The sequence below is a fragment of the Methylomonas sp. PHL2-19 genome, assembly GCF_059331595.1.
The window spans coordinates 1,437,715-1,457,957 of record NZ_CP196839.1 but is presented as its reverse complement, the minus strand read 5'-3'; the positions used below and the strand labels follow the sequence as shown (position 1 = coordinate 1,457,957).

Annotated in this window: 20 protein-coding genes; 10 read left to right on the top strand and 10 right to left on the bottom strand. The window is 52.7% G+C overall.

Features of this window, described 5'->3' with window-relative positions; all coding sequences use genetic code 11:
- Positions 1 to 9: 9 nt before the first annotated feature.
- From nirJ to ACR02O_RS06980, 9 genes are all read right to left on the bottom strand, one after another.
- A complete protein-coding gene (nirJ, locus tag ACR02O_RS07020) occupies positions 10 to 1,149 on the bottom strand; it encodes a heme d1 biosynthesis radical SAM protein NirJ (RefSeq protein ID WP_494523071.1) in 1,140 nt (379 codons plus the stop codon).
- Between the two features lie 3 nt (positions 1,150 to 1,152).
- The gene (ahbB, locus tag ACR02O_RS07015; RefSeq protein WP_033159300.1) at positions 1,153 to 1,632 is read right to left on the bottom strand and encodes a siroheme decarboxylase subunit beta; all 480 of its coding nucleotides are present in this window, start codon (positions 1,630 to 1,632) and stop codon (positions 1,153 to 1,155) included.
- Positions 1,632 to 2,075 carry an Lrp/AsnC family transcriptional regulator gene (locus tag ACR02O_RS07010; protein ID WP_033159299.1) on the bottom strand — a complete coding sequence of 148 codons (444 nt, stop codon included), beginning with the start codon at positions 2,073 to 2,075 and terminating at the stop codon, positions 1,632 to 1,634. Before ACR02O_RS07010 ends, ahbB (ACR02O_RS07015) begins: the two co-directional genes overlap by 1 nt.
- A gap of 2 nt (positions 2,076 to 2,077) precedes the next feature.
- Positions 2,078 to 2,644, bottom strand: coding sequence for a siroheme decarboxylase subunit beta (ahbB, locus tag ACR02O_RS07005; protein ID WP_415879060.1), 567 nt, complete (start codon positions 2,642 to 2,644; stop codon positions 2,078 to 2,080).
- Positions 2,637 to 3,092: an Lrp/AsnC family transcriptional regulator gene (locus tag ACR02O_RS07000; RefSeq protein WP_415879061.1), complete on the bottom strand. Its 456-nt coding sequence runs from the start codon at positions 3,090 to 3,092 to the stop codon at positions 2,637 to 2,639. Before ACR02O_RS07000 ends, ahbB (ACR02O_RS07005) begins: the two co-directional genes overlap by 8 nt.
- Before the next feature lies 1 nt (position 3,093).
- The gene (locus ACR02O_RS06995) at positions 3,094 to 4,272 is read right to left on the bottom strand and encodes a cytochrome D1 domain-containing protein (protein ID WP_415879062.1); all 1,179 of its coding nucleotides are present in this window, start codon (positions 4,270 to 4,272) and stop codon (positions 3,094 to 3,096) included.
- Positions 4,273 to 4,356: 84 nt separating this feature from the next.
- Positions 4,357 to 4,659 (bottom strand): c-type cytochrome, encoded by a 303-nt coding sequence (locus ACR02O_RS06990; RefSeq protein ID WP_171697645.1) that lies wholly within the window; start codon positions 4,657 to 4,659, stop codon positions 4,357 to 4,359.
- A 3-nt stretch (positions 4,660 to 4,662) separates the two neighbouring features.
- Positions 4,663 to 4,974, bottom strand: a complete 312-nt coding sequence (locus tag ACR02O_RS06985; RefSeq protein WP_415879063.1) for a c-type cytochrome — start codon at positions 4,972 to 4,974, stop codon at positions 4,663 to 4,665.
- A complete protein-coding gene (locus tag ACR02O_RS06980; RefSeq protein WP_494523070.1) occupies positions 4,971 to 6,551 on the bottom strand; it encodes a cytochrome D1 domain-containing protein in 1,581 nt (526 codons plus the stop codon). The genes ACR02O_RS06985 and ACR02O_RS06980 overlap by 4 nt, the downstream gene beginning before the upstream one ends.
- A 204-nt stretch (positions 6,552 to 6,755) precedes the next feature.
- Between ACR02O_RS06980 and ACR02O_RS06975 the strand changes: the two genes are divergently transcribed.
- The 10 genes from ACR02O_RS06975 (at position 6,756) to ACR02O_RS06930 (ending at position 19,176) form a co-directional block, all read left to right on the top strand.
- On the top strand, positions 6,756 to 7,328 hold the full coding sequence (locus ACR02O_RS06975) for a MarR family winged helix-turn-helix transcriptional regulator (protein ID WP_253734776.1): 573 nt from the start codon (positions 6,756 to 6,758) through the stop codon (positions 7,326 to 7,328).
- Positions 7,329 to 7,414: 86 nt separating this feature from the next.
- Entirely contained in the window at positions 7,415 to 8,395 is a 981-nt protein-coding gene (gene pdxA, locus ACR02O_RS06970) for a 4-hydroxythreonine-4-phosphate dehydrogenase PdxA (RefSeq protein WP_494523069.1), read from the top strand.
- An 8-nt stretch (positions 8,396 to 8,403) separates the two neighbouring features.
- Positions 8,404 to 9,195, top strand: a complete 792-nt coding sequence (rsmA, locus tag ACR02O_RS06965) for a 16S rRNA (adenine(1518)-N(6)/adenine(1519)-N(6))-dimethyltransferase RsmA (protein ID WP_494523068.1) — start codon at positions 8,404 to 8,406, stop codon at positions 9,193 to 9,195.
- A 163-nt stretch (positions 9,196 to 9,358) separates the two neighbouring features.
- On the top strand, positions 9,359 to 9,997 hold the full coding sequence (adk, locus tag ACR02O_RS06960) for an adenylate kinase (protein WP_319963125.1): 639 nt from the start codon (positions 9,359 to 9,361) through the stop codon (positions 9,995 to 9,997).
- Between the two features lie 96 nt (positions 9,998 to 10,093).
- Positions 10,094 to 11,500, top strand: a complete 1,407-nt coding sequence (leuC, locus tag ACR02O_RS06955) for a 3-isopropylmalate dehydratase large subunit (RefSeq protein WP_033159289.1) — start codon at positions 10,094 to 10,096, stop codon at positions 11,498 to 11,500.
- Positions 11,501 to 11,503: 3 nt separating this feature from the next.
- Positions 11,504 to 12,142 carry a 3-isopropylmalate dehydratase small subunit gene (leuD, locus tag ACR02O_RS06950; RefSeq protein ID WP_445368008.1) on the top strand — a complete coding sequence of 213 codons (639 nt, stop codon included), beginning with the start codon at positions 11,504 to 11,506 and terminating at the stop codon, positions 12,140 to 12,142.
- A gap of 21 nt (positions 12,143 to 12,163) precedes the next feature.
- On the top strand, positions 12,164 to 13,243 hold the full coding sequence (gene leuB / locus ACR02O_RS06945; protein WP_494523067.1) for a 3-isopropylmalate dehydrogenase: 1,080 nt from the start codon (positions 12,164 to 12,166) through the stop codon (positions 13,241 to 13,243).
- 5 nt (positions 13,244 to 13,248) lie between these two features.
- Positions 13,249 to 14,271 (top strand): aspartate-semialdehyde dehydrogenase, encoded by a 1,023-nt coding sequence (locus ACR02O_RS06940; protein ID WP_033159286.1) that lies wholly within the window; start codon positions 13,249 to 13,251, stop codon positions 14,269 to 14,271.
- A gap of 69 nt (positions 14,272 to 14,340) precedes the next feature.
- Positions 14,341 to 17,355, top strand: coding sequence for a FimV/HubP family polar landmark protein (locus ACR02O_RS06935; protein WP_494523066.1), 3,015 nt, complete (start codon positions 14,341 to 14,343; stop codon positions 17,353 to 17,355).
- Between the two features lie 318 nt (positions 17,356 to 17,673).
- Positions 17,674 to 19,176 carry a B12-binding domain-containing radical SAM protein gene (locus tag ACR02O_RS06930; RefSeq protein ID WP_458139176.1) on the top strand — a complete coding sequence of 501 codons (1,503 nt, stop codon included), beginning with the start codon at positions 17,674 to 17,676 and terminating at the stop codon, positions 19,174 to 19,176.
- Positions 19,177 to 19,226: 50 nt separating this feature from the next.
- Here the strand turns inward: ACR02O_RS06930 and ACR02O_RS06925 are convergent, their stop codons facing one another.
- On the bottom strand, positions 19,227 to 20,084 hold the full coding sequence (locus ACR02O_RS06925; RefSeq protein ID WP_458139175.1) for an SDR family oxidoreductase: 858 nt from the start codon (positions 20,082 to 20,084) through the stop codon (positions 19,227 to 19,229).
- Between the last annotated feature and the right edge of the window lie 159 nt (positions 20,085 to 20,243).

Genomic DNA, 20,243 nt, shown 5'->3' with positions numbered 1-20,243 from the left:
CAAGCCCATCTAAGCAAAAATTTCTTCGTCCAACAGGTAACAGCCCGGATCCTCGGCCCAAAAATCGCCCGTCATTTGCTGCGCGCGAACCCGCGTATTACCGTTGCAGATGCTTTGATAATGGCATTCACCACAGCGTCCCTTCAGCGGCCGCGGCGACGCTTTCAATCCGGCCATCAACGGATCATTGACGTCCATCCAGATTTCGGAGAAAGGTCGTTTACGCACATTGCCCAAGCCGTAATGCCACCAAAACGTATCTGGATGGACATTACCGAGATTGTCAATATTGGCGACGTTGACGCCGGAGGCATTGCCGCCCCATTGCTGCAATTTCGCCTGAATATGCTCCGCTTGCTCCGGAAAACGGCGTTTGACCCAATGTAGAAAGTATACGGCGTCAGCGTCGTTGTTACCGGTTACCACTTCCCGATGCAGGCCTTGTTGCTCCCAGCTCAGGGATTTTTCAAACATGGCGTCCATCACCTTACGGGTCAATTGAAATTCGGCGTCGTCCTTGCGGTTCTTATTGCCACGGCCGCCGTAATTCAAATGCGACAGGTAGAATTTATCTATGTCTTCGTCGTCCATCAATTGCAACAGACCTTCGAAATCGTGGGCGTTGTCTTGAGTTAGCGTAAACCTGACGCCGGCTTTAATCTCGTATTCACGGCATAAACGGATACCGGCCAGCGATGCCTCGAACGAGCCTTGCTTCTGGCGGAACGTGTCATGGGTCTGACCAATACCATCCAGGCTAACGCCGATATATTGGTAGTCAATGGCGGCAATTTGCTTGATGTTAGATGGATTGATCAAAGTGCCGTTACTCGACAAAGCCACATAAAAGCCCATGTCGCGGGCACGTTGCGAAATCGCAAAAATATCCGGATGCAGCAGCGGCTCACCGCCGGACAGAATCAGCACAGGGACTTTAAACGCCTTCAGGTCGTCCATCACCGTGTAAATTTCCGGCGTGCTCAATTCGCCGGGGAAATTGATGTCGGCGGAGGTGGTGTAGCAATGCTTGCAGGTTAAATTGCAACGGCGGATCAAATTCCAAATCACCACCGGCCCGGCGGGTTTGCGCGGCGCCGTCAGCGGGGTTGGATGCAGCAGTTCTCGCATGTATTGGCTCAGTCTGAACATGCTTTATCCTCCGATTCTTAAACCGGTTTTTTTTAGAATTTTAGTGCTGTACAACACCTCGTGGTTGCGTGCTTGCGCACCCAATAGTTCGGCAATGATAGCCACTTGCTCGCCGGCATCCTGTTCGGTCTTACCGTGCACCATGGCAAACAGGTTATAGGGCCACTCAGGCAAATGCCGGGGGCGCTGATAGCAATGACTGACAAACGGTAGCATGGCCACTTTTTGCCCCAGTTCGTCGACGTACCCATCTTCGACATCCCACACTGTCATACCGTTAAAACGATAACCCAGTTTGTAGTGATTGGGCACTGCAGCAATGCGGCGAACCACCCCAGTCTGTTGCATTTCGGCCAGGTGTAACATCACGGTTTGGGCGGACAAGCCCAATTGCTCGGAAACGGCTTGGTAGGGCTCGCTGACCAAGGGCAAACCGGCCTGGGTGGCTTGGATAATTTTCCGGTCTATCTCATCGATGGGCATCAGGCTTCCAATTGCAAACCAACATAGTATTCGCTGATCTTTGGCATGTTGAAGACTGGCAGACCGGTTCGCCGCTCGATTTCCGCGATCACCATCGCCACTTGCTCGGGTTGTTCGGTAGCCAGCACAAACCACATATTCAATAAATGATTGCGGGCATAGTTATGCGCCACTTCCGGGAAGCTATTGACGATTTCGGTTACTTCATCGAAGCGCGCCTCCGGTACTTTCAGGGCCGCCAAGGTCAAGGCGCCGCCCATTTGTTCGGCATGATACATAGGCCCAAAGCGTGACAAGACGCCTTCGGCCAGCATGTTTTGCAATCTTGAGAGTAACTCTGCTTCCACAAGCCCCAATTCCTCAGCAACTCGTTGATAGGGTGCTGCGCAAATCGGGAAGCCTTGTTGCAGGCGGTTGATAATGGCTTTGTCTATGGCGTCCATGTTTAGGCGAAGTGCATACCAAAAGACTGCTTGTTTTTAATCTCCTCAGTCCTGCTCTCTCCGGCAATAGAGGGAACGGCCCCATTGCCATTGGGGTGAGCATACAGAGCGCCACGCTGTTTAAAACAACGCCGGCTAAACAATACTTCGAATGGATATTCGCATAGATTACAGGCATGCCGCAGTTCGGCCCATTGTTCCAACACCACGTCCCGGGTCTTGCCATGAATCATGCAATACAGGTTATACGGCCAGATTTCGCCTTGGCGCGGGCGTTGATAACACAGATTGACGCAAGCTTGCTGACTGATCAAAGCGCCCACCCGAGCCACCCGGTCGTCTGGCACATCCATCACAATCATCGCATTAGCCCGGTAGCCGAGTTGGCGATGCTTGACCACCACGCCCCACCGCTTGATCAAACCTTGGGTCTTTAAGCGCGCCAAACGCTCAATCACCTCTTGTTCGGTAATCGCCAACTGCCCTGCTATCGCCGCATACGGCCTCGCTGCAATCGGCAATCCGGCTTGCACGGCGGCAATCAATTGATAGTCAATGGCGTCAATCATGCAGATTTAGCTCAAATCCCAGGTTGATGAAATAGTCGGCCAACATCGGCAGCAGCATCGCCGGATAGCCGGTTTGAGTTTCGATATCCGCGATCACCCCTTTAAGGTGAGCCTCACTATCCGCAATCAATACAAACCACAGATTGAAGCGGTTTTCGCGTTCGTAGTTATGATTGACTTCCGGATAAGCGCTGACCAATTCAGCGACCCTTGGCAAATCAAATTCCGGCACCGCCATCGCCACCAGCGCGCTATTACCAATGCTGTTGGGCGCGATAACCGGACCGATGCGGCTGATCATCTGCTGTTCGGATAAAGTTTGAAACGCATTTAACACCTCATCCTCGCTGACGCCAAGCTGTTCGGCAATGTCGCGGTAGGGTGTCGGGCTCAACGGAAAATCTTGCTGATAGTCGTTGAGTAAGTGTTTGTGTAAGGGTGCCAGCATGTTACCAACCTATGCGATTGGCGCGATCAGTGAAAAAAATGCCGCTGGGTTTTTGCGCCGGCAGGCGGGCGGTTTCGGCAAAGGTCTCAGTGTCATAAACCATCACCCGGTCCTCGTCGCGCACCGCCAGCCATACCGATTCGCCGCGCGGACTGAATTCCATATGCAGCACTGCCTTACCGGGTTGTAGGGTTTTGACGATGTTAAAATCTTTCAAATCGATGACTTGCACGGTTTGATTGTCCGGGAAGGCGAAATTTACCCAAACTTGCCGCCCGTCCGGCCGCGAGGTGACGAACACCGGCTGTCCAGCCACCGGAATACGCTTGACCAACTCCCATTCGCGCGTATCGATCACCAACACCTCATGCAATCCCACCGCCGGCACCAACAACCAGTCGCCGGCCACGGTCCAACCTTCCAGGTGCGGCATCTTATAGACCGGCATTTGTTCATCGTCTTTGCCGTAATCTTCCAGAATATGCTCGACGCCTTTTTCCGGCTGCCACAAATCCAGCAAAGCCAAACCTTTTTCACCAAACAATCCAGCGCCGTAGTAATGGCCATCCGGCGTCAATAAGGCGTCGTAAGGCTGTTTGCCGATGTCTTTAAATTTTTTCACGACGGGCTGATGCGGATTTTTAGCATCAATCAGCCAGATTTCGTTACCTTCGAATAGACTGCAAACGAAGCGTTGGCCAGGCGCGTCAACCAAACCGACCACTTTGGATAATTTATTGTCTTCGCCGTAAATAGCGGGGATTTCGGCTAGTTGTTCCAGCGTCACCGCGTCGAACAGCTTAACGCCGCCGGGTGTGTAATTGGAAACAGCAATCACTTTGCCGTCCTGAGAAATCGCTCCGCCGATGCTGTTGCCTGCCTGGATGATGCGTTTATCAATTTTGTCTTGCAGCAAATCGATCTTGGTCAAACCGCCATCGCGGCCGAATATATAGGCGTAGCGCTGATCGCGGGAGAACACTATCGAAGCGTGAGACAAATCGCCCAAGCCTTGGATATGGCTCAACGAGGCGGGCTTCGTGGTATTGACGATCTGGATGCTGCCGGTTTCGCGTTCAATCACTACGCCGAGATCGCCGGTGGCTCTGAGCTCCGCATGACCGGGTAGCGCAGACGACAACAGGAAAATCAGGAGACTTCGGGAATAAGAAAGTTTCATAGGGCGCGTGTTATTTAGCGTCGATCATTCAAGAAGTAAATCTGCCCATTAGGCGATTAGGCCTAGCTACTGCGAAAACAGCCTTCAGCGCGTTCTTAGTTGTTGAATCAGCCAAGCAGTTTCATCGACAGTCAAAAAACTCGTCCACGGCGGCATAGCCGTGCCTGCTCGACCGTTTTGAATCGCATCCGCCAACAGAGCGTCGCTTTTGCCAGCCAGCGCTTCCGGCATCAACGACGGCCCCAAGCCGCCTTTCGGCGGCAGGCCATGGCAGGAGCCGCAATCATGCTTGAGCATATTCAACAGCTCCTGCTGCCGTTGCGGATTGGGTTGTTCCGCAACGGCGCAGGTGGATAGCAAGCCGATCAACACCCAGCAATAACGCATTGACTAGGGCTTAACGCTGCCGTAATACGCGGCGATGTCGTTGATTTCGGCATCGGTCAGCGAACCGGCGATCGCATTCATAATGTCGGATTTCCGAGTTTTGTCGCGATATTGTTTGATCGCGGTTTTCAAATACTCGGGATCGCGGCCGCCCAACGGTGGAAACGGCGCGTCGGCGCTGGGCATTCGAATACCGTGACATTGCGCGCACACCGCACCGGCCTTGGCTTGACCGACATACAAACTGGTAGCCTGCGCGCTACCGGCGGCAAGGAGCCCCGCCAGCAGCGACACTGTAAAATGAGTCATCTTCATTTTGATTGCTCCATTTCGTCGGGCGACAAGCCGCGGGTCATGTATTTAACCCGGCCGCGAGAGAAGATACCCGCTGGGCTTTCCATCGGTACGCTGGCGACTTTTTGCAAAGTATTGGAATCGTAAACCACCACTTCGTCACCGTTGTAACCGGCACTGATATACAGGAATTTACCATCGGCGCTATATTCCGGGAAGTAAGCGTGACCGCCGACATCCAGGGTTCTGGCAACTTCCAGGGTTTTCTTGTCGATCAACTGTACGGTGCGGGCGCGCCTGTCCTTGCTGATGATGTCAACCGCGACATAAGGGGCGTTGGCATGTGCGGCCGGCGATTCGGTGCCGCCGGAAACCGGTACTTGCTTGACGACTTCCATTTTGTCCAGATCCCAAACGCTGACCACGGTTTTGTCGCAGTCGCCAAAGTTGGTGCCGAAGCCCAAAGTACGGCCATCCACTTTAACCGCAGAACCGCCGCCCACGTGCGGTACGCAGCCGGCTTCCAGTTTTTTGATGACCTCACGTTTTTCCAAATCAATGGCCGCGACGATACTGTCGTCGTAAGACGCAATCATCAATTTTTTGCCGCCGTGGGTCAGGAAGGCATCATGCAAATGCCGGCCGACATTCTCGATCCGGGTGACAGGGAAACCTTCTTTGTTTAAATCGATGACCCAAACCTGGCCGGCATTTTCCAATGCAATCGCAAAAATGTCCGCGTATGGAGTACCGATGATCATGCCTGAGTCGGACGAAACGTGTTTACCATCCGGATCGGTGCCTTCCAGTTCGAAGGTTTTTAATGGTTCCAGGGTATCGGCATTCAGAATCACGGCGTTATGCGGTACGAAAGAACCGGCCATAATATATTTACCGTCGCGCGATACCCCCATGCCCGGGCCGTTCCAGCCGGTTTTGATGCTGCGTACCGCTTGCATGGAATATAAATCGACTTTAAAAATCTCGGCGGTATCGGTTTTTACATAAGCCCAGCGCGGATTGGCCGGGTTGAAATCGATGATATGCGCGGCGGTACCGGTCGGTACTTCGCCGACTTTTTGATGGGTGGAGCTGTTAATAAAGATGGCTTTGGAGCCTTCGCCACGGCCATATTTGCCGCGCGCCGCGACGCCAATCAAGTTTTCAAATTTATCGTCGATTTGGAAAGTTGGCTTGGCAGGTAATGTACTTTCGTCTTTAACATAGACTTTCAACGACTTTTTCATGTCGTCTATCGTCCAAGCCGGATTGGGTTGTTTTGGCGTTTCTTGCAGATGTTTGATCACGCCGCGAATTTCGTCGTCGCTCAGTTTGCCGTAGAACGGAGGCATCAAGGTGTCGAAGCTGCCGGCCATGACGATGGTGCGCAAAGCGGTGGGACTGCGGCCTTTCAAGGTCGCCGAGTTCAGCGCCGGCGCCAGATAACCGCCATGATCGGAACCGTGGCAGCTGGCACAATTGTCTTGGTAGAGTTTATGAAAGTCGTCGGATTTTGCCATCGCCACTCCGGATGACAACAGCATGGCGATAGAACTCGCCAGTAGGGATTTATTCAGCATTTTTATAGTATTTTTCATTTAAAATTCCTGCCACCCGCAAGTTAAAAAAAGAGCCAACTTGGTGCATTAAACCATAAAAGACCAGGACGAACAGCCACCCGATTTAGCATGGTAAAATAACAACTTGTTGACTCCAGGCCGATGTTATAAAGTAAAGTTTCGATTCGCTATCAATTTACCCCTTAAACCATCGCCTTGTCAACTTTGTGGGTCACGATGAGAATGCAATTTATGCAACAAACTGATATTTACGAACTTATTGAGTGCATGACCACCTTGATCCGCTCCGAGGAACGGAAAAAGTGTACGGAACTGGGTTTGCAGCCGGTACACTTCCAAGTGCTCAATTACCTCTCGCGCTGCAATAAATATAGCAACACCCCAGCAGCTGTCGCCAATTATCTGGGCATGACTCGCGGCACCGTTTCGCAATCGCTAATTATTCTCGAGAAAAAGGGCTATATCGGTAAAACGCCGGATGCCAACGACAAGCGCGTGGTGCATTTGCAGTTGCTGGCGGACGGCGCAGCCATACTCAAACAAGCGCGACCGTCTGATTTATTCCACGGCGCCACGGCCATCCTGCAAAGCAGCGATTCACCGCCTTCAGACGCTAATGTGTTTCAGCAAGCCCTTACCGCGCTGCAAAAAGCAAATCAGTCGCAATCATTCGGCGTTTGCAAAACCTGCCGCAATTTCAGCGAAAAAGACGGCGGCTTTTTCTGCCAGCTAACCCAGGAAAAGCTCAGCACAGCCGATAGCGAGCAAATTTGCCAGGAACACAACCCTGTTTAACCGTCCGGCCAATGCACAGATAGACAATATACAAGTCTTGGCTCGGTTTACGCTGCGTCATTCACCGGTTCGATTTGGGAGTTAATATGTCTATACCTCGCATCGCCTTGACGCCCGGCGAACCGGCCGGCGTCGGCCCGGACTTATGCATACAATTGGCGCAGCAGGAACAAGCTTGCCAACTGATTGCTATTGCCGATCCGGAATTATTGCAGCAACGGGCCGAACAACTGGATTTGCCTCTAACAATTCAACTTTTCGACATTGATCACGCTGCCACAAAACAGTCAGCAGGGACCTTAACCGTACTGCCCATCAGCCTAAGCGAACCAGCCGTTTGCGGAAGACTCAATCCCATCAATAGCCGATACGTTCTGGAAACCATCCGCCAAGCCACCTTGGGCTGCATGAGCGGTGCATTTGCCGCAATGGTGACCGGCCCGGTCCACAAAGGCGTGATCAACGACGCAAACATTCCCTTCAGCGGCCACACCGAATTTATCGCCGAACTGACCAGCGGCACCCCAGTCATGATGCTGGCGACACCCGGCCTGCGCGTCGCTTTGGCGACCACGCATCTGCCGCTGTCAGAAGTAAGCGCCGCCATCACCTCGGATGCATTGGCGACCGTTATCCGGTTGCTGGACCGCGACCTGCGCCAACGCTTCAACATTACCGACCCGAAAATCTTGGTCTGCGGCCTTAACCCGCACGCGGGCGAAAGCGGCCATCTCGGCCGGGAAGAAATCGAGATTATCGAGCCGACGTTGGAGCGCCTGCGTTGCGAAGGCATTCACCTATACGGCCCGCTACCCGCCGACACCCTGTTTACACCCAAATACCTGGAAACCGCCGACGCGGTGCTGGCGATGTATCACGACCAAGGCCTACCAGTCCTGAAGTACAAAGGCTTCGGCCAAGCTGTGAATATCACGCTGGGTTTACCTATCGTCCGCACTTCGGTCGACCACGGCACAGCCTTGGAACTGGCCGGCGCCGGCAAAGCCAATCTCGGCAGTTTGCGATTTGCGTTGCAGACTGCGCTGGATATGATTCCCCACTTATAAAATTAAAAATGACCCACACCGCCCGCAAACGCTTCGGCCAGAATTTTCTGCACGATCACAGCATCATTTACAACATTCTAGCCAGTGCCCATCCGCAGGCTGGCCAACATTGGGTGGAAATCGGTCCCGGTCTGGGCGCGCTGACCCAGCCTTTGCTGGAGTCCGGGGCTAAACTCGATGTGGTCGAGTTGGACCGGGATTTAGTGAGCCGCCTGCAAACACAGTTTGCCGACCACAGCAATTTGACCGTGCATAGTGCGGATGCCTTGAATTTCGATTTTGCCGCACTGGCAAAAACCGGCGAGAAACTGCGCATCATCGGCAACCTGCCCTACAACATCTCCACACCGCTGATGTTTCATCTGCTGGAATCCACCGATTGCGTGGAAGATATGCTGTTCATGCTGCAAAAAGAAGTGGTGGACCGCATTTGCGCCGAGCCCGGCAGCAAGACATACGGCCGATTGAGCGTGATGATGCAGTATTACTGTGAAACCGAATTGCTGTTCGACGTGCCACCGGAAAGTTTCGATCCGATTCCGCAAGTGATGTCGGCCATCGTCCGCCTGACCCCGCACAGCCAACCGCCGGTCGACATTCCAGACCTAAAAAGCTTTAGCCAATTGGTGACCCAGGCTTTTTCGCAGCGCCGAAAAACCATCCGCAATTCGCTGAAAAACTTCATCTCCGAGCAGCAGATTATCGAGCTTGGCATCGACGCCAATTTACGTGCTGAGTCGATTAGCCTGGCCGAGTTCGCCCTGCTCAGCACTCACAGCCAAGCAAGCACCGCCAGTTAAGTTCGCAACTCCTCGCGCCGCCAGTTCAACAAGATTTGACGGCATTTACAGGACAAGTGCGATAAAATGCAGGATTTTTCCGCCAGGCTCACGAACTGATGCGCTTGAGCCGGCTCTCTTTATATAAGGCAACCAACCTGATTCATACACTGGAGTGATTGATATGCGCATTATCCTGTTAGGCAGCCCCGGCTCGGGCAAAGGCACCCAAGCCCAGTTCATCACGGAGAAGTTCGCGATTCCGCAAATTTCCACCGGCGACATGCTGCGCGCCGCCGTCCGCGAAGGCACCCCGCTGGGTATTGAAGCCAAAAAAATCATGGATGCCGGCGGCCTGGTTTCCGATGACATCATCTTGGGTTTGATTAAAGACCGCATCACTCAGGACGATTGCAAAAATGGCTTTTTGCTTGATGGATTTCCGCGCACGATTGCGCAAGCGGAAGGTCTGGCAAAAATGGGCGTAGAACTGGATTACGTCGTGGAAATTGCCGTCGATGACGAAGAGATCATCAAACGCATGAGCGGCAGGCGCGTGCATATGGCCTCGGGCCGTACCTATCACGTGGTGTTCAATCCACCGAAACAGGAAGGCTTGGACGATGTTACAAACGAGCCTTTGATCCAACGCGACGACGATAAAGAAGAAACCGTTCGCAAGCGCTTAAGCGTGTATCACGAGCAAACCAAACCGCTGGTCGGCTTTTATTCCGCGCCCGGTCAAAACGTCAAATTCGCGTCGATTGCTGGTGTCGGTTCGGTGAGCGAAATCACCGACAAAGTGTTAGCGGTGTTGGCATAAAAACTTCGTAGGGTACGCAACACGTACCTTTTAGCTTTCGGTACGCGATACCCCAAAGGGCATAAATGCGTACACCACCTAAAAAGAGAAATCCAAATGGCAGGTAAAACCTTATACGACAAACTCTGGGACGACCACGTCGTCCATACCGAAGACGACGGCTCGTGTCTGATCTATATCGACCGGCAGTTGCTGCACGAAGTGACTTCACCGCAAGCTTTCGACGGCATGCGCATGTCCGGCCGCCAACCCTGGCGGGTCGCCCGCAATCTGGCCGTCGCCGACCATAACGTGCCGACCTCCGGCCGCGCGCAAGGCATCGCCGACCCGGTTTCCCGCCTGCAAGTACAAACCCTGGAAAACAACTGCGCCGAGTTCGGCATCACCGAGTTCGACATGGCCGACATTCGCCAAGGCATCGTGCACGTGGTCGGCCCGGAACAAGGCGCCACGCTGCCCGGCATGACCGTGGTCTGCGGCGACTCGCATACCTCTACTCACGGCGCCTCCGCGGCTCTAGCGTTCGGTATCGGCACCTCGGAAGTGGAACACGCCCTGGCCACGCAAACGCTGGTTCAGAAAAAAGCTAAAAACATGCTGATTAAAGTCAACGGCAAAACCGGTCCGGGCGTCACCGCCAAGGACATCGTGTTGGCGATCATCGGCCAGATCGGTACTGCCGGAGGCACCGGTTACACCATCGAATTCGGTGGTGACGCGATTCGCGCGCTGAGCATGGAAGGCCGCATGACGGTCTGCAATATGGCTATCGAAGCCGGTGCCCGTGCCGGTTTGATTGGTTGCGACGAGAAAACCATCGAGTTTTATCAAGGCCGGCCCTATTCACCCAAAGGCGAGGACTGGAATATGGCGGTCCGTTACTGGGAAAAACTGCATTCCGACGCGGACGCCAAATTCGACAAAGTCATCGAATTCGACGCGGCCGCGATCAAACCGCAAGTCAGCTGGGGCACGTCGCCGGAAATGGTATTACCGGTCGATGCATCCATCCCCGATCCTGTTCAGGAAGCCGATCCGGTCAAGAAGCAAAGCATCGAACGCGCCCTGCAATATATGGGTTTAACAGCCGGCCAAAAAATCACCGACATCAAGCTGGATAAGGTGTTTATCGGTTCCTGCACCAACTCGCGCATCGAAGATTTGCGCGCCGCGGCTGCGGCGATCAAAGGCCGCAAAAAAGCTGCGTCGGTCAAACAAGTGCTGGTGGTGCCAGGCTCGGGTTTGATCAAACAACAAGCCGAAGCGGAAGGCCTGGACAAAATCTTCACCGCCGCCGACTTTGAGTGGCGCGAACCGGGTTGCTCGATGTGCCTGGCGATGAACGCCGACCGTCTGGATGCCGGCGAACATTGCGCTTCGACCTCGAATCGTAACTTTGAAGGCCGTCAGGGCTACGGCGGCCGTACTCACTTGGTTAGTCCCGCCATGGCTGCCGCGGCTGCGATTGCCGGCCACTTTGTCAACGTCGCCGAGGAGGCTTAAATCATGCAGGCTTTTACCACTTTAACCGCCCTGGTGGTGCCGATGGACCGCGCCAATATCGACACCGACGCGATCATCCCCAAACAGTTTTTGAAATCGATCCGTCGCGCCGGCTTCGGTCCATATTTGTTCGACGAATGGCGTTATTTGGATCATGGCGAACCGGAAATGGATTGCACCAACCGTCCGTTGAACAAGGATTTTGTTTTGAACCAGCCGCAATACAAAGGGGCGCAGATTCTGCTGACCCGGGAAAACTTCGGTTGCGGTTCATCGCGCGAACACGCACCGTGGGCACTGGAAGACTATGGCTTCCGCGTGATCATCGCGCCGAGCTTTGCCGACATTTTCTTCAACAACTGTTTTAAAAACGGCATTCTGCCGATTGTGTTGCCGGCGGAAACCGTAGACCTGTTGTTCAAGGAGGTTGTCGACGGTTACCAATTGACGGTCGATCTGCAAAGCCAATCCATTACCACACCAAGCGGACAAAACATTGCCTTTACTGTCGATGAAAACCGCCGCTACCGCTTGCTGAACGGCCTGGACGACATCGCACTTACCCTGCAACATGCCGACAAAATCAAGAGTTACGAAGCCGAGCGCGCCAAACGCGCGCCGTGGTTGTTCAAAGACGCATAAGCGCCACTGAAAGGTAAAAAAATGCCCAAAAAAATAGCAGTCCTGGCCGGCGACGGCATCGGACCGGAAATTGTCGCCGAAGCGATCAAGGTACTAAGCTTTCTAAACACCGACATGAATCTGGGGTTGGTATTCGAAAACGCCTTGATTGGTGGTGCGGCTTACGACGCTTTCGGTACACCCCTGCCGCAAACCACGCTGAATCTGTGCAAAAACGCTGATGCGGTGCTGCTGGGTGCGGTCGGCGGCCCTAAGTGGGAGCCGCTGGCCCATGCCGTGCGTCCGGAACGCGGCTTATTGGGCATTCGCTCCGAGCTAAATCTGTTCTCTAACCTGCGTCCGGCGATTTTGTATCCGCAATTGGTCGACGCATCGACCTTGAAACCGGAAGTGGTGTCGGGCCTGGACCTCATGATCGTCCGCGAATTGACCGGCGGCATTTATTTCGGCCAGCCGCGCGGTGTGCATGTGGCCGAAAACGGCGAGAAAATCGGCATCAATACCAAGATTTACAGCGAATCAGAAATCCGCCGCATCGCCCATTCCGCATTCAAGATTGCGCAAAAACGTCACAAAAAACTGTGCTCGGTCGATAAAGCCAATGTACTGGAAGTGACCGAACTATGGCGCAGCGTGATGACCGAAGTGGGTAAGGACTATCCGGACGTGCAGTTGAGCCACATGTATGTGGATAACGCCGCGATGCAACTGGTACGGGCACCGAAACAATTTGATGTGATCGTCACCAGTAATATGTTCGGCGACATTCTGTCCGACATCGCCGCTATGCTGACCGGCTCCATCGGCATGCTGCCGTCGGCTTCCCTGGATGCCAATGCCAAGGGCATGTATGAACCGATTCACGGTTCCGCGCCGGACATCGCCGGCCAGGGTATCGCCAATCCCTTGGCGACGATTTTGTCGGTGGCGATGATGCTGCGTTACACCTTTAACCAGCCGGAAGCCGCCGAGCGTATCGAACGCGCGGTGAACAGCGCATTGGATAGCAAAGTCAGAACCGCTGATATTTATTCGGAAGGCATGACCAAAGTCAGCACTTCCGGCATGGGCGATGCTGTTCTTAACGCCTTAAAAGGATAAGCAATATGTCTAAAACTTATGATGTAGCAGTCGTCGGCGCCACTGGCGCGGTCGGCGAAACCATGATTTCCATTTTGGAAGAACGCAATTTTCCGGTGGGCAAAGTCTATGCATTAGCCAGCGAGCGCTCGGCCGGCAAACGTATCCCGTTTAAAGACGGGTCGCTGGTGGTGGAAGATTTGGCGACCTTCGATTTCTCGAAAGTGCAGATCGGCTTATTTTCTCCCGGCGCGTCAGTGTCTGCGGAGTATGCGCCCAAAGCCGCCGCGGCTGGCTGTGTGGTGATCGACAACACCTCGCAATTTCGCTACGACGACGACATTCCGCTGGTGGTGCCGGAAGTCAATCCGGAAAAAGTCGCCGATTACAAAAATCGCGGCATTATCGCCAACCCCAATTGCTCGACCATCCAGATGTTGGTGGCCCTGAAGCCGATCTACGATGCGGCAGGTATCAGCCGCATCAACGTTGCCACCTATCAAGCAGTGTCCGGCACCGGCAAGGAAGCGATTGAAGAATTGGCCACGCAAACTGCGAATTTGTTAAATGCCAAGCCGGTCGAGCCCAGCGTGTATCCAAAGCAAATTGCTTTCAACGTGTTGCCGCAAATCGATGTATTCATGGATAACGGCTACACCAAGGAAGAGATGAAAATGGTCTGGGAAACTCGAAAAATCCTCGGTGATGCCGATATTCTGGTCAACCCCACAGCGGTGCGGGTGCCTGTGTTTTTTGGACATTCGGAAGCCGTGCATATTGAGACTAAAACCAAGATTTCCGCTGAGCAGGTTCGCGAGCTGTTGGCGTCTGCCCCCGGGGTAACGTTGTTGGACGAACGTGAGAACGGCGGTTATCCAACGGCGGTGACGGAATCATCCGGCAACGACGATGTATTTGTCGGCAGAATCCGCGAAGATATTTCCCATCCGACTGGTATAGATCTATGGGTAGTGAGTGATAACGTCAGAAAAGGTGCTGCGCTTAACAGTGTGCAAATAGCCGAAGTGCTGGTAAAAAGCTACATCTAGTCTACGCTTAGCTCTGTGTTTTATAGTGGGTCAGTAAGTACCGAGGTATTACAAGTGAAGGAAAGCAATGTGAGCAATTTAACTAAAGCCTTAGCGGTTGTATCGTTACTGGCACCAGTCAGTGCCCAACCCTTAGGTATCGGCGAAATTGAATTACATTCTGCCCTAAACCAAAAACTCAATGCCGAAATCAGACTCAGCGTCGCGCCGGGCGAAAACCCGGCCGATGTATCGGTAAAATTGGCCCCGCCGGAAAAATTTGACCAAGCCGGCGTAGTTTGGAATTATTTTCTGTCCAAGATCAAGTTGGAGCCGGTTGTGCAAGCAAACGGCTCCATCATCGTAAAAGTCTCCTCAAGGGAAGCGTTGACAGAGCCGTTTCTGGATTTCCTCTTGGAAGTCACTTGGCCGCAAGGCAGCATGATGCGCGAGTTCACATTGCTCATCGACCCACCGGCAGCTTATAACCAACCGGTCACGCCTGTCGTGGAAACCAGCGGTTACAGCGCCGAACCCATTGAGCCACTAGAGCGACCGGTCAAGAGAACTAGAACCGCACCAAAGCGAGCAGTGCGAGCCGCCCCTGCCGACAACATTACGCCAGAAACACCCACTAGCGGCGAATTCGGCCCTATCCAAAAATCGGATACTTTATGGAGTATCGCCACCCAAGTGGGCCAGGAAAAGAACATTCCGACCCAGAAAATGTTGACCGCTTTGTACAGAGCCAATCCGGACGCATTTAACAACGGCAATATCAATTCGCTGAAAGAAGGCGCCACCTTAAAGATTCCTGAGCCGGACGCAATTATGAATCCGGCACAAAGACAAGCGCAAAATGAGCGAAAAGCCGCCAATAAGCAGGTCAAGCCGGAAACCGCACAAGCAGAAACCACCAAGAAAGCGCTCGAATTGGTAGCACCTACCGAAGCGAAGGCCGCCGGCACGGGTTCAACAAAAACCGAACAAAATTCGGCTGCGTCAGCTAATCCTGCTTTAAATAGTGCTGCCGATCAAGCCAGCGACGGGAAAGACCTGGAGTTACAAGCTCGCATCGAAAAGCTCGAGCAACAACTAGGCATGATGCAGCAATTGCTGGCCTTAAAAGATCAGCAACTAGCCACTTTACAAAACAATAAACCAGCAACAGCCGAGCCGAGCCCTCAGACCACGCAACCGGCACCTCAGCCACCCGTTGCCAGTCCCGAGGCCCCAGCTCCGGCAGTAACGCCGACTCCGACTCCGCAACCATCGGTTTCCGAACCTGCAGTGGTGACACCACCGGCGCCCAAGCCTATTGTTCCACCCGCACCCAAAGTTACCCCACCGCCACCTCCACCGGTTGTTGCAGAAGACGAAGGTTTATTTGGCTCGGATGCTTATTACTGGGTTGCCGGCACCTTAGGTACTGGTATTTTGGGCTTGCTGGGCTGGTTGTTATGGCGCAAACGTAAAATCGACGAACGCACCAACACTGAAAGCATGTTCGCATCGGCCAGTCAAATTCGGCTGCCCGATTCTGAGAGCAGCCTTTCCGTGCCGATTATGGACATCAGCAGTACCGATGAATACGACGTCGGTACTGTAGGTGAAAGTTCGTTTATCAGCGACTTTACTCCTAGCGATTTCGATGCCTTCGACACCGATCAAAATGAAGTTGATCCGATCTCGGAAGCCGACGTGTACTTGGCGTATGGCCGCTATCAACAAGCGGAAGAACTGATTCGCCATGCAATAAGCGAACAGCCTAACCGCGACGAATGCAAACTGAAATTACTGGAAATCTATTACGCCAGTGAAAACAAAGACGGCTTTGCCGGTTATGCGCAAGAACTGGCCGACGCCGGCAAACAAGCCGATAAGCCATTCTGGAAAAAAGTCACCGACATGGCTAAAGAAATCGTCCCAGATTTAGCCTTGTTTGGCGGCAGTTTTGCCGCTACCACAGCGCCCATCAGCAAAGGCGATACTACTGTTAGCGCAGCGAGTTCCACCGCGGCCGATACGGAAATTATCGATTTGGATAAAGGCTTTGCGCAGCTCGACGACGATTTGTCGGATCTGAATATCGATAAAGATTTGGCACTCGAAGACAACGGACTGGATTTTGATTTGGGAAGTTTCGGCGGCAGCGCCAGGTCACCGCTTGAAAACGAGCAAGCCGATGCAAATATCGAAAGTATTGATTTCGATCAGCCACCGGTTTCTAAATCCGCGGCGAAGACTATCGAAACCACGGAAAGTAGTGCAGTTTCCAGCAACGATGACATAGAATCGTTCGACTTCGACTTTGCGCTAGATTCTGACTCGGAAAAAACTGAAGCGGATTCGGCTGCCTTGGCGCTTGAATCTTTGGATTTTGCCAGTTTTGCCGAAATTGCTGCGGATACTGAATCCGAAACGACTGACAACAAAGAGGAGATGGAAACAAAATCTCCTAACTCGATGGACGCTTTGGAAAGTTTCGATTTTAACTTCGATGTCGACAATGCAACTCCAGAAGCAACTGCGGATAAATCTAACGAGGATGCCGCAAAAGCCGAGATATCAACAGATATAGAATCATTCGACTTTAGTGATTTCGATGACATAAAAAAGACTGCTTCAGACCTTACGGACGGCAGCAAAGAAGCGTTAGCGGACGCAGACAGTTTCGATTTCGACTTCGAAAGCATCACCTCTAAAGCGCAAACTGACGATAGCCTAAGCATCGAACCTGAACTGAATTTAGAATCGCAGTTGAAACTGGAAACATTCGACTTTTCCGATTTCGACAATATCACCCCGAAATCAGCCCAATCTTCAGATCAGGTTTTGGAAACATCTGTGCAACCGAGCGGCGAGTTCGATTTCAACTTCGACTTTGACACGCCAATCATCAGCACTACAGACACCGACGAGTTTGAGTTGGGGGTTTCCGATTTGACCGATATGGACGAATTCGAAACCAAAATCGATTTGGCGAAAGCCTATATCGATATGGGCGACACCGAGGCGGCAAAATTGATAGCCGAGGATGTCTTGTCCAAAGGCTCAAAACAACAACAACAAGCCGCACAGGCTTTACTTGACGAACTTAAATAAGCATCGATTGCAGCAGCCGATTTCTCTAAATTGTTAGATCCCGCTTTTTGGAAAAATCGGTAGCGGCTCAGTTATTTCATAGGCCGTTTAGCACAAGCGTTTTATTCCCAAACTATCGCCGGCCTAATCAGAAACCGGCAACATCATTCACCCAGCCATGCTGATACGGCCGGGCATTTTCAGCACAATGCCAGTTTCCACAATAGTTTGCACTAGCGCGTAGCCTGCATTTGCAGACCAGCCGAGAGCAGCTTCCAACACCAAATTGATGCTATGCTGGCGCATTCCGCAATTTAGACGCCATCTGCCACATCAGACATGCCCAGCATCGTTATATCGACCCTCAACGCCCGATACATTCACACTGCTTTTGGCTTACGCTATCTCTACGCCAACATGGGCACGTTGCAAACAGACACGGCCTTATTAGAATTCGGCATCCAGCAGCGCCCAATCGAAATTGTCGAAAAACTACTGCAACAACAAGCGCGGATTATCGGCCTCGGCGTTTATATCTGGAATGTGGCGGAAATCAGCGCCGTGGTAGCCATCCTGAAACAAGTCGCACCAGAAATTATCATCGTACTTGGCGGGCCGGAAGTCAGTCATCCGCCCGATTTACCAAGCATTGCCGAATCGGCGGACTATGTCGTCACCGGTAACGGCGAATTAAGTTTTCCGCAATTATGCCGGCAGTTGCTGTCAGGATTTAAACCAACCGAAAAAATCGTGGCCGGCGAGATGGCCGCATTGGACACCCTGGCGTCGCCATATCCACACTATACCGACACCGACATCCGTCAACGGATTATCTACGTGGAAGCATCGCGCGGCTGTCCGTTCAAATGCGAATTTTGCCTGTCGTCGCTGGACACTACCGCCAAACCGTTCAACTTAAACGGCTTTTTGCGCGAAATGGAAACTCTATACCGGCGCGGTGCACGACACTTTAAGTTCATCGACCGCACCTTCAATCTAAAAGTAGACAACAGCGTTGCTATCCTTGAGTTTTTTTTGACTCGCTTGAGCGAAGATCTATATTTGCACTTTGAAGTGATACCGGACAATTTGCCTGAACGGCTGAAGCAGGCCATCAGCCAATTCCCGCCCGGAGTACTGCAATTTGAAGTGGGCGTACAAACCTTTGATCCTGCCATTCAAAATCTGATCAGCCGCAAACAGGATAACCAGAAGACTGAAGCCAATTTAAGCTGGCTCCGGCAGTATTCCAACGCTCATATCCATGCCGATTTAATTGCCGGCCTGCCTGGCGACACCCTTGCCGGCTTCGGTGCCAGTTTCGATAAATTGTTTGCGCTGAATCCGCAAGAAATTCAGGTCGGGATTTTAAAACGCCTGCGCGGCGCGCCAATCAACCGACACAATGACGGCTACCAGCTACGTTATGACCCGCAGCCACCCTACGCCATTCTCAGCACGCGAGATATAAGTTTTACTGACTTGCAACGTATTACGCGATTCGCCCGCTTTTGGGATTTGATCGGCAATTCCGGCCGGTTTGCCACGAGTTTGCCGCTCATTGTCGCCGAACAACCGTTTACCCGCTTTTTACAATTTAGCGATGCGCTATACGCCTTAACGGACAGTACCTGGCAAATTGCTTTGAAACGCTTATTCGAATTAACCTACTCGGTCATGACTGACACACTATTTGTACCGCCAGTCGAAGCGATGGCTGCGTTAGACGAGGACTATCTAAGGAGCGGCGAAAAAAGTCGGCCGGCGTTCTTACAACAAGCCGCAACAGTGTTCGCGACGAAGCGCGGTGTGGCGAATAAACGGCAAACTCAACACCTATAAACTTGCTTGAGCTTGAATAACATGAAGAGGGCATCAAAAAGTCATTGAGCTCAGTCATCCGCGCCCGGCAACGGTCGCACGGTTGCATAACCATCCCGATAACTAGGGTACAAAAAGCGGTAACCCAAGGCCTTGAGCCTGGTGTTGCGACAGCGTTTGTTTTGCGGGGCATCCGGAGCTACTGACAACGGTGAAGGCTGAGGACAAGCAAATTGTTCAGACAACCAATTCATCACCTCCCAAAGCGGGGCCGGCTCGTCGTCGGTCGCCAAGTAGCATGGCTCCAAGGCTACACCAGTGAGTTGTTTTTCCAGTAAAAATAACAACACCGCCACACAATCCTCCGAGTGAATGCGGTTGGTATAACTGGGCGGTTGCTGTTGGATGCCCTCCCCTCGCTCCGCTCGGCGTAATAACCAATCACGACCCGGTCCATAAATTCCGGAAAAACGCACGACGCAACTGCGGTCACTCGCAATCCACAAGCGTTTCTCCGCCGCAGCCAGCCAGCGGCTCGTGGCGCTAGCCGGTTCAGTGACACTGGTTTCATCGACCCATTCACCACTATTCTGTTCGTAAACACTGGTTGACGACACCATCAACCAACAAGGTGATGTTTCAGCTGCCGCAAAATGCGCTAACAAATTGCGCAAACCAACATCGTACAGCGCCTGATATTCCTCAGCCTGTCGGCTATCGGGAGCTACGATAAATATCACCGCATCAAAGCTGCTTGGTAAAGCAACCAATGACGAGGCCAATCTTACATCGGCAATAAAAATGGGAAACGGGGTCGAGGTAGCCGGCGCGCTGCGCTTCAACCCGGTTACCTGATGCCCCTGCTGGTGCAAGCGCAAAGCCACCGGATAGCCAATATCTCCACAACCGATCACTAGTATTTTCGCCATAGTATTTACCCAAGATAATCTGCACACCGCTTATTATGGCCTGCCGCAGCAAGATAAACGCTATAAAAACCGTGTCTCGAACGCATTCGAAAATGAGTGCGCTGATTTTAGTGCGTTGCCGGATTTGCTCACAACTTTGTGTAAGCACTTATGAACAAA

What these genes read in the sequence shown, in the direction of transcription:
- nirJ (WP_494523071.1), bottom strand. Translation starts at nt 1,149, where the DNA reads ATGTTCAGACTGAGCCAATACATGCGAGAACTGCTGCATCCAACCCCG.
- ACR02O_RS06990 (WP_171697645.1), bottom strand. Translation starts at nt 4,659, where the DNA reads ATGCGTTATTGCTGGGTGTTGATCGGCTTGCTATCCACCTGCGCCGTT.
- ACR02O_RS06995 (WP_415879062.1), bottom strand. Translation starts at nt 4,272, where the DNA reads ATGAAACTTTCTTATTCCCGAAGTCTCCTGATTTTCCTGTTGTCGTCT.
- leuB (WP_494523067.1), top strand. Translation starts at nt 12,164, where the DNA reads ATGCCCAAAAAAATAGCAGTCCTGGCCGGCGACGGCATCGGACCGGAA.
- ACR02O_RS06925 (WP_458139175.1), bottom strand. Translation starts at nt 20,084, where the DNA reads ATGGCGAAAATACTAGTGATCGGTTGTGGAGATATTGGCTATCCGGTG.
- leuC (WP_033159289.1), top strand. Translation starts at nt 10,094, where the DNA reads ATGGCAGGTAAAACCTTATACGACAAACTCTGGGACGACCACGTCGTC.
- rsmA (WP_494523068.1), top strand. Translation starts at nt 8,404, where the DNA reads ATGACCCACACCGCCCGCAAACGCTTCGGCCAGAATTTTCTGCACGAT.
- ACR02O_RS07010 (WP_033159299.1), bottom strand. Translation starts at nt 2,075, where the DNA reads ATGGACGCCATAGACAAAGCCATTATCAACCGCCTGCAACAAGGCTTC.
- leuD (WP_445368008.1), top strand. Translation starts at nt 11,504, where the DNA reads ATGCAGGCTTTTACCACTTTAACCGCCCTGGTGGTGCCGATGGACCGC.
- ACR02O_RS06980 (WP_494523070.1), bottom strand. Translation starts at nt 6,551, where the DNA reads ATGAAAAATACTATAAAAATGCTGAATAAATCCCTACTGGCGAGTTCT.
- ACR02O_RS06930 (WP_458139176.1), top strand. Translation starts at nt 17,674, where the DNA reads ATGCCCAGCATCGTTATATCGACCCTCAACGCCCGATACATTCACACT.
- ACR02O_RS06975 (WP_253734776.1), top strand. Translation starts at nt 6,756, where the DNA reads ATGCAATTTATGCAACAAACTGATATTTACGAACTTATTGAGTGCATG.
- ahbB (WP_033159300.1), bottom strand. Translation starts at nt 1,632, where the DNA reads ATGCCCATCGATGAGATAGACCGGAAAATTATCCAAGCCACCCAGGCC.
- ACR02O_RS06940 (WP_033159286.1), top strand. Translation starts at nt 13,249, where the DNA reads ATGTCTAAAACTTATGATGTAGCAGTCGTCGGCGCCACTGGCGCGGTC.
- ACR02O_RS07000 (WP_415879061.1), bottom strand. Translation starts at nt 3,092, where the DNA reads ATGCTGGCACCCTTACACAAACACTTACTCAACGACTATCAGCAAGAT.
- ACR02O_RS06985 (WP_415879063.1), bottom strand. Translation starts at nt 4,974, where the DNA reads ATGAAGATGACTCATTTTACAGTGTCGCTGCTGGCGGGGCTCCTTGCC.
- pdxA (WP_494523069.1), top strand. Translation starts at nt 7,415, where the DNA reads ATGTCTATACCTCGCATCGCCTTGACGCCCGGCGAACCGGCCGGCGTC.
- ahbB (WP_415879060.1), bottom strand. Translation starts at nt 2,644, where the DNA reads ATGATTGACGCCATTGACTATCAATTGATTGCCGCCGTGCAAGCCGGA.
- adk (WP_319963125.1), top strand. Translation starts at nt 9,359, where the DNA reads ATGCGCATTATCCTGTTAGGCAGCCCCGGCTCGGGCAAAGGCACCCAA.